Consider the following 9,623-nt stretch of genomic DNA (forward strand, 5'->3'; position numbering starts at 1 on the left):
TGAATACGGGATAATTACCTCAATTCCTGTAGAAAATCTTCTTTTTGTATTGTTATGTGCCTCCAAAATAATTAGATTGCTGTTTACATCCTAATAAAGAAAACGCAAATAATTTATGTGACAACACTAATAATCACATGGTTGGTTTGATAAAAACTAATAAACACTTACTAAATTGAAAATTAAAATTATATTCATCAGCTTTATTTTTGCAGGCTTTATTTCATGTAATAATAAAGAGAAACCTGCATCCTTAGATAATGGAGTAACTAAAAGTCTTGCGGAAACTCAAAAGTTGGAGATTAATAATAATCACAAATCGCTTTTAGATTCATCAAAGGTTTTTGACTTGAAATATTCATTGGAACAATTGGATAATACCAAGGGATTGTCAAATAGTTCTGTTAATGCCATTTTTCAGGATTCTGAGAATTTACTTTGGGTTGGGACCTGGGACGGATTAAACCGATATGATGGAAATAGTTTCAAGATTTTCAGACCAGAATTGGATAATGAGAACAGCCTGAGCAATCAGGTAATCTTTAAAATAGCCGAAGATGATGCAGGTCAAATTTGGATATTGACGATTCATGGTATTAATCGTTATAATAAAAAAACGGATGCATTCCAGCGATTTTACTTTTCCAGAGAAAATAAACCCCCATTATCAGAATCCGAATTTAACATGGCATTGGATGCTTCCAAGAAAGTATTTTGTGCCGTAAAAGATTGGGGAATTGGTTATTTTGACGGAACTGCTTTTCAATTATTAAACAACAAAAATCTTTCGACTAAAGCAGTCAAAAAAATGGAATTTTCTCCAACGGGAGAATTATTGGTCTTGTTAGATAATAATGAACTTTATGCTTTATCTCTTAAAACCACAAATGAAGGGAAAAAAATAATTTCAAAAGTAGAATTGATTTCAAAAAAGATTCGTGCTTTTGAAGTGGTCTCCAATCAAAAAGTATGTGTCATTCCAGATTCGGGCAATGCTATTTTACATTCTTTATCCGATAATAAAAATCAAACGCTGTCGACTCAAAATATTGATAATATCATTGGTCATATTCCAGAGGGAATTGTGTTTTCTGGCAAATCTGGTTATTTCATAATGGATAATTCAGGGAATATTGTTTCCAAACCATGGTTGAAATACCTAAAGAGTCAAAAGGTTACCACATTAATAAAAGGAAGTGAAAATGTGCTTTGGACAGGAACGGATGGAGATGGATTATTTAAAATATATCCACTGAAAAAAGCGTTTAATTTAATTTCAAAAGCACAAGTTCCAGAGTTGGACGGGGGAATTATCAGAACATTTCTGGAGGTGGAAGGGAATTCTTTTTTGGTTGGTACAAAAGGGAAAGGATTATTTCGTTTTCCCTCTAATTTTTATCTAAATCCAGAAAAAGCATTACAATATCAAAACTTCAACGAAAATAACAGCTCCATCAATAATGCCGTATTTGCTTTATGTAAAGGTCAGGATAATCTTGTTTTTGTTGGTACAGATGGGGATGGAGTTACGGTTTTTGACCTAAAAAAATCTAAACTTATCAATTGGTCTGCTATTGAAGGGAATGAGAAATGTGATTATTTTAAATCAACTTACACTATTTCTCAGGATTCAACTGGTTTTATTTGGCTTGGAACCAATGGCTACGGAATGATTCGATGTAAAATTGAACGTTCGGGAGAAAAGTTGAAAGTAACAGAATTCAAAAGATATCTTGCCGATAGCAACAAAGCAAAATCATTAAGCAGTAATATTATTTTTTCTATAGTTCCTAGGAACGAGAATCAGCTTTGGATTGGAACCAGATTAGGAGGTCTTAATCTTTTTGATAAAAAAACTGAAGAATTTCGAACGTACAAAAACATTAAGAATAATTCCAAGAGTCTATCCAATAATGATATTTTGTGTTTACGTACAGATGTAAATAATCGACTTTGGATRGGAACAAGTTTTGGTTTGAATTTATTGGAAGATTTAAAGAGTAACGGAAGCGCCGTTTTTAAGAGCTATACGGTCAAAGAAGGATTGCCTAATAATACTATTCATGGAATTGTTTCTGATAAAAAGTCCAATCTTTGGATAAGTACAAATTTTGGGCTGTCTAATTTTAATCCTAACGGTTCTAAGTTTATTAATTACACCAAAAATGAAGGACTTCAGAATAATGAATTTGCCGACGGGGCATTCTATCAAGATATGAAGTCAGATTTTGTTTTTATGGGAGGAATAAAAGGATTAAATTATTTTTTACCTGAAAAAATAAAAGAGTCTTCTGTTATTCCAGATATTTTAATAGATAAGATCAGTGGCCAAAATCAGTCTATTCCGTATTATCAAGGATTAGTTATATCTCCTGATTCAAAGACGAATCCTTCGATTGTTTTAACTCATAATCAGAACTTTTTTGATATTGAATTGGCGGCTTTGACTTATGTTAACAGTGAAAAATGCCAATATGCCTATCAATTGAAGAATTTCGATAAGGGTTGGAATACCATAAATAATCGAAGAATTATATCTTTTACAAACGTTCCAAAGGGTAATTATTCCTTGTGGATAAAATGGTCCAATAGCGATGGAGTTTGGAGCAAACCAGTTCACGCCATAGATATTAGGGTTAAACCCGTGTTTTGGCAATCCAATGTGGCTCTTGTAATTTATCTGATCCTAACTACCCTTTTTGTTCTTTTTGTGTTGAGTTATTACAAAAAGCGACAATCATTGAGTCAAAACATTCTTTTTAGAAAGAGGGAAGAAGAGCTTCACGAAAACAGGCTTACCTTTTTTACGAATATTGCCCATGAATTTCAGACTCCTTTGACTTTGATTGTTGGTCCTGTTCAAAAACTATCCGAAACGGCAAATCTTAGCGAACGCAATCAAAAGTTCCTACAGATGATTCAACGCAATTCGTCAAGGTTATTGTTTTTGACACAACAATTATTGGAGTTTAGAAAAGCTGAATATGATTATCTGGATATAAATGCAAGAGAATTTGATCTTGTAAGCTTGGTTGAACAAATAGCGGAATTGTTTGATGAATGGGCATTGGATAAAAAGATTGATTACAATCTGAATATTCCATCTGCATTGCCAGGCTGGTTTGACAAAGATAAGATTGAAAAAATAGTGTTTAACTTGATGTCAAACGCATTCAAATACACTCCTATAAAAGGGAAAATTGATGTTAAGTTTACTCTTCAGGATGATTCCAAAAGATTGAATATTACAATAGTTAATACTGGAAACGGAATTCCGAAAGAGAAATTAGATTCGTTATTTGATCGATTTTTTCTGTCGGATACAAATAAAGCACCAGACAATGATTTGTTTAGAACTGGTATCGGGTTGGCCTATATTAAAAAACTGGTTACAGTATTGAGAGGGGAAATTCTGGTTTCAAGTATAGCCAATGAGCAGACCACTTTTACTGTTCTTATTCCTTGCGGTGAAGAGTCTTTTACCGAAAAAGAACTGGATGTAGAAGTAAGCCCGATTTTGATTTCTCATCATCTTAAAAATATTCTTGAAGAGATTCCGAACAAGTCTGATGATACACCTGATAAAATTGCTTCACTTGAAGATATTCAAGACATTCGCCAAACAATTTTATTAGTTGAGGACGAGAAAGAAATTCATTTGTTTCTTGATGATTTATTAGGAGAGAAATATAAAATCATACCTGCTTATAATGGACTAGAAGCTTTGGAAATTCTTGAGAAAGAAATACCAGATATTATTATCAGCGATGTTATGATGCCGATGATGGATGGGGTAGAACTTTGTAAAAAAATCAAACAGGATATCAAGACCTGTCATATTCCATTTATTATGCTTACCGCAAAAGATTCTGTCATCCATAGAATTGAAGGATTGGAAAGCGGTGCCAATTCGTATATTCCGAAGCCTTTTTATCCAGACCATTTATTAATACGAGTACAGAAACTTCTTGAAGAGAAAGAATTAATACTAAAACATTTTACACAAGATACTCTTACAGAGAATCTGGCTACACTGCCAATAAATAATGATGAAAAAGATTTTGTAAAAAAGGTGATCGAACTGATTCGTTCCAATATTGATAATGAAGATCTTCAAAGCTTATTTATTGAAAAAGAATTGGGTATCAGTAATTCGCAATTGTACCGAAAAGTGAAACAGATTTTTGGCTTTACTCCTGGAGATTTAATTCGGACGATACGATTAAAATATGCAGCAGAACTACTGCGCAAAAATGTATTGACTGTATCGGAGGTATGTTACCAATCTGGGTTTAATAACCGTTCTTATTTTTACCGCGAGTTTAATAAGATGTATAATGTGACTCCAAAAAATTATCAATTGAAACATAAGGTAAAACACTAAGTATTATTTTTTAAATTACTGAAAATCAACATCTTTTGTAAAGGTGTACACTTTTGAAGAAATAGTGTACACCTTTTTTTGTGTCTACGGAATAAATTTACGAAATCGTTTTTTGAGTATAAAAAAAACTATTAACGCATTTAATCAACCTAATTTTTATTAACATGAAAAATTTAACTCGAATTAGTAATCAATTTAATAATTCCCTATGATGAGAAAGAAAATTATTTATAATTTGTTCCTGTTTGGAATAATATTATCAGGGAGCATAATGCATGCTCAATCGGTAAAAGGGAACGTTTCGGATAACAGCGGTCCAATACCTCAGGTGAATGTTGTTGTAAAAGGAACATCTTTAAGTACTTCAACAGATTTTGATGGAAACTACAGTCTCAATAATGTAAGTACTGATGCCGTTTTGGTATTTAGTTACATTGGATATAAAAACAGAGAGATTGCTGTTAATGGACAAGCTGTAGTAAATGCCAAGTTAGAAAGCGACTCACAAAAATTAGACGAAGTAATTGTTGTTGGGTATTCCAGTCTAAAAAAGCAATCTATAACAGGTGCCGTAGCGCAAGTAGACATGGGGGAATTGGCTAAAACAAAAGTGGCTGATGTAGGTCAGGCTTTGCAAGGACAAGTTGCCGGTGTTTCTGTTTCTGCTAATACTGGTGCTCCTGGAGACGGGCTTAAAATACGTATTAGAGGGGAAGGTACACTAGGAAACAACGATGTACTTTATGTTGTTGATGGTGTTGCTACCCGCGACATTTCTTTCTTGAACATGTCTGACGTAAAATCGATGACTGTATTAAAAGATGCTGCAGCTACCGCTATTTACGGATCTAGATCTGCGGGTGGAGTTGTAATTCTTACTACTAAAAATGGTTCAAAAGGGAAATCAAATATAGATGTAGAATATTACTCTGGAACCAGTTTTGCTACAAACCTTCCTAAAATGCTAAATGCAAATCAGTATTTGACAGTAATGGATCAAGCTTGGCATAATTCTAATAATAATTCGGCTGGAGCAATAAGCCCATACAAAACAGATCAAACTAATGGAAACGTTAATGGGATAGCACTATCAGATACCAATTGGTTAGACGAATTATTCACTTCTGGAAGAACTAATAATCTACAGCTTTCGGTTAGCGGAGGTTCAGAGAAAACACAATATTTAATATCTGGTGGTTATTTTGGACAGGATGGTATTGTGGTTGGTGATAATGACACGTACAAGCGTATTAATTTTAGAACTAATATCAATACTGAAGTTACCGATCGTTTCAAAGTTGGAACAAATCTTCAGATTACTAGTACTAGACAAGATAAAATGTCTTCAAGTGGAGACGCTCCCGGTGTTATCAGACATGCTTTATTGCGTCCATCGGTTTTAGGAGTGTATAAAGATGTAAATGATCCAACTTATAAAGCAAATGATCCTTACACTGATTTACCTTTTTATTTGAATAACAATCCTAATGGTGGTTGGAATCCAAATTATGAATTAACTTCTAATCCGTTGGCAATTGTTCATTTTACAGATGACACACGTTCTGCTTTTAAAACTTTTGGAAATGTATATGGAGAATATGCTTTTTTAGCGGATAAATCTCTGAAATTCAAAAGTAATTTGGGAGCTGAAATCACTTTCGATCACAACAAAGCTTTTGGAGAAAATTTTGGAGATGATAATGACAATAGTGCAAATGAAACGTATCCTGGACAAGGTAGGCAAAATAGACCTTCAAGCCTGAATGAAAATAGAGGTGAAGCGACTACGTTTACTTTTGCAAATACTTTGAATTATACTAAAACAATTGCTGATAAACATAGCATCAGTGCATTATTAGGATCTGAAACGGTATCATACGACCAGTCTGCAGTAGGTGGGAGCAGACAAAACTATAATAATACTACTGATCCTTTCCGTTATCTTGATTATGGAAGCGATGTTAATAAACACAGTTCAGGATCTGCTCAAAGTTGGAACCTTATTTCTTTCTTTGGTTCTGCAAATTATGGATACGACAATAAATATTTAGCTTCAGGTACTATAAGAGCTGACGGTTCTTCTCGTTTTGGACCTAATAATAAATGGGGTTATTTTCCTTCTGTTTCTGGTGGATGGGTAATGTCTAAAGAGAAATTCATGGAAAAAGCAGATTGGATTTCCAACTTAAAATGGAGAGCTAGCTGGGGTCAATCTGGAAATCAAGAAATTCCTAATAATGCCTATGAAACTCTTGTTACCGAAACAGGTGGTATCATAAACATAGTTCGTTATGGTAATCCAGATTTAAAATGGGAAACTACTACACAAACTAACTTTGGTCTTGATTTGGGTGTAATGGATAATAAACTGACTTTCTCAGCTGATTATTTTGACAAAAAGACCGATGATATTTTATTAACTGTAGGTCTACCTTCATCTACTGTTGGTCAAATTAATAGAACTTTTGTCAATGCTGGAGTTGTAACTAATAAGGGTTTTGAATTTGGAGCTAATTTTCAAAATAACGACCACGAATTTAAATACGGAATCAATGCAAACATTGCTACACTAAAAAATAATGTAGAACAACTTCAGCAATATGTTACCGAGATTAATGATGACAAAACTCATACTAAAACTGTGGTTGGACAACCTATCAGTTCTTATTACGGATTAAAGTTTGATGGTATTTATCAAAATGCTGCGGAAGTGTCTTCTACTTTATTCTCTAATGAAAACGGTACAAAACCTGGTGATATTAAGTTTAAAGATTTAAATGGAGATGGTCAAATTAATGCTGATGATAGAACATTCATAGGAAGTTCAATACCAAAAGTAACATACGGCTTCTCATTCAATGCTGAATATAAAAGATTTGACATGTCATTCCTTTTCCAAGGAGTTTCAGGTGTAGATCGTTACAACGATTTGAAACAAATTTTGGATTATGATAGCCGCCCTTTCAACTCTACTACTGCAGTTTTAGGCGCATGGAATGGAGAAGGTACAAGTAATACAACTCCACGTAACACACTTAATGATAATGGAGGAAGCCAAGTTTCTAGCGTTTTTGTTGAAGATGCTTCGTATTTACGATTGAAAAATCTTGAGATTGGATATACGTTTGATCCTAAAATCATTGGTGATACGTATTTAAGAATGTATGTATCAGGTCAAAACTTATTGACTTTCACGAACTATACTGGTTTGGATCCAGAATCAACTTCTTTCATAGATCAGGGAACTTATCCTCAATCTACTTCAATCCTAATAGGTTTAAAATTTAAAATTTAATAAACGAACCATGAAATATACATATATAACAGCGATTATGATTTCGCTAGCGTCATTGACAAGTTGCCAAGATGAACTTACTACAGAACCTGTAGGGGCGTTAACTCTGGAGCAGGCGAGTTCCAAGCCAACATTGGCTTCCGTAGAAAGTTCAGTAACCTCATCTTATGATATGTTATCCAATAAGTTGAACCAGTTGGCCGAATGGGATTGGAATGGTGGTTTGGTGTTTCAAAATGATATTGTAATAGATGATATCGCATCCGATGATATGGAAAAAAAATGGTCTCCCGATGGAGATCAACCTTGGATGGATGAAATTAACAATTATACTTTTACTTCGACCAATGGAGGACCAAATGGATTGTGGAAATATGATTACGAAGGGATAAAAAGAACCAATATTGCATTGAGTTTTTTATTAAACCCAGAAATTGAGACAATTACCGGAATATCTGCCGAAAGAAAAAATCAATTACTTGGAGAAGCTTATTTTCTACGCTCTTACTATTATTTTTCATTGGTAACTAATTTTGGAGACGTACCTTTACTTCTTTCGCCTGCAAAAACATATCAAGAGGCTTTTGATTTGGCAGTAAGAGCACCGAAAGAAACTGTATGGAATCAAATTAAAACCGATTTAGAAAAGGCAAAATCACTTTTACCTAATTCAAAATACGGATCCGATACAGAAAAATGGAGAGTTTCTAAGGGGGCTGCAATCGCACTTCTTGCCAAAACGGCTTTATATAACAAAGATTGGGCCAGTGTAACAACATTAGTATCAGAATTAGAAGCTACTGGTTTTTTTAGTTTGGATGCCAATTATTTTGATAACTTCAACATGAATACTGAATATGCAGACAACGAAGTTATCTTCTCTTATAACCACCTTAAAGAAGCCGACCCAAGAAAAGGAAATGGAATTTGTGCACCTCTTGGGTGGGGATTCTTTGCTCCAAGTGCTGATTTTTTGGCTTCATTTGAGCCTAATGACCCTAGAAAGTTATATACAGTGAATGCTCCTCAACAATGGGTTAATAAACTTTTAGGAACCACAGATGGTAGCAACAAAGGAGATGATGATGCTTCAAACAATAAAGTGTTTATTCGTTATGCCGATGTTTTACTTTGGAAAGCAGAAGCACTTAATGAAAATGGTGATTATTCAGGTGCCATTAGCATCATAAATCAAATTAGAACAAGAGCCAGAAGCACCGTTACAGCAGATGGAATTCCAGTACCAGCCGGAACATTACCAAACAGAGCCGCATCTACAGATAAAGCAACTATTAAAAATTGGTTGATTTCTGAAAGAAGAGCTGAACTTGGTTTTGAAAACCAAAGAATGCCTGATTTAAAAAGATGGGGTATTGCTAAACAAGTGATGACTGCCCATGGTAAAAATTTCCAAGACAAACACATGTTGTATCCAATTCCTCAATCAGAAGTGGATGCTTCAGCTGGATTGTTAACTCAAAATCCTGGATATTAGTGATTTGTTAAATTAAATTGGTTATTTGTTTAATTAGTATCCTTATGAGAAGTAGCAATTGCAATTAAAAAAAATTGCTACTTCTCTATTTTTAAAATATAGAAATAGAATTCCCCAAAAGCATTAATAATAAAGTCTAAATCTAAGAACTCTGGTTAGTCTTATAAATAATAAAACATTTTACTATGTGTAAATTTTTAAATACCCTTTCTATTTTGCTATTCTGTTTTGTCGAAACAATTTCGTCAAGCCAGAATATTAATTTAAAAGTTGTAGGCGATAATATACAAGGTTATAATGTTGCTGTTTATAATGGAAATCAGCTTTTGGTTAAAAATAMCGAAGAGTTTTCGATTGATTTGGCAAATACTGATTTTAGTGAAAAAACAAGTATAAAAAGTTGGACAGGAGCAGAGTGGAAAGGCGATTCAAACAATATGGAACTAACC

4 protein-coding genes are annotated in these 9,623 nt (G+C 33.7%); all 4 read left to right on the forward strand.

The window, feature by feature from the left end:
- Positions 1 to 175 precede the first annotated feature (175 nt).
- The gene (locus tag AC1DY0_RS11500; protein WP_477188740.1) at positions 176 to 4,384 is read left to right on the forward strand and encodes a hybrid sensor histidine kinase/response regulator transcription factor; all 4,209 of its coding nucleotides are present in this window, start codon (positions 176 to 178) and stop codon (positions 4,382 to 4,384) included.
- 211 nt (positions 4,385 to 4,595) lie between these two features.
- Entirely contained in the window at positions 4,596 to 7,679 is a 3,084-nt protein-coding gene (locus tag AC1DY0_RS11505) for a SusC/RagA family TonB-linked outer membrane protein (protein WP_477188741.1), read from the forward strand.
- A gap of 10 nt (positions 7,680 to 7,689) precedes the next feature.
- On the forward strand, positions 7,690 to 9,174 hold the full coding sequence (locus AC1DY0_RS11510; RefSeq protein WP_477188742.1) for a RagB/SusD family nutrient uptake outer membrane protein: 1,485 nt from the start codon (positions 7,690 to 7,692) through the stop codon (positions 9,172 to 9,174).
- A 185-nt stretch (positions 9,175 to 9,359) separates the two neighbouring features.
- Positions 9,360 to 9,623: hypothetical protein (locus AC1DY0_RS11515; protein ID WP_477188743.1), on the forward strand; the 264-nt coding region annotated here is incomplete at its 3' end.

It is taken from the genome of Flavobacterium sp. P1_E4 (assembly GCF_056405915.1).

What these genes read in the sequence shown, in the direction of transcription:
- AC1DY0_RS11510 (WP_477188742.1), top strand. Translation starts at nt 7,690, where the DNA reads ATGAAATATACATATATAACAGCGATTATGATTTCGCTAGCGTCATTG.
- AC1DY0_RS11505 (WP_477188741.1), top strand. Translation starts at nt 4,596, where the DNA reads ATGAGAAAGAAAATTATTTATAATTTGTTCCTGTTTGGAATAATATTA.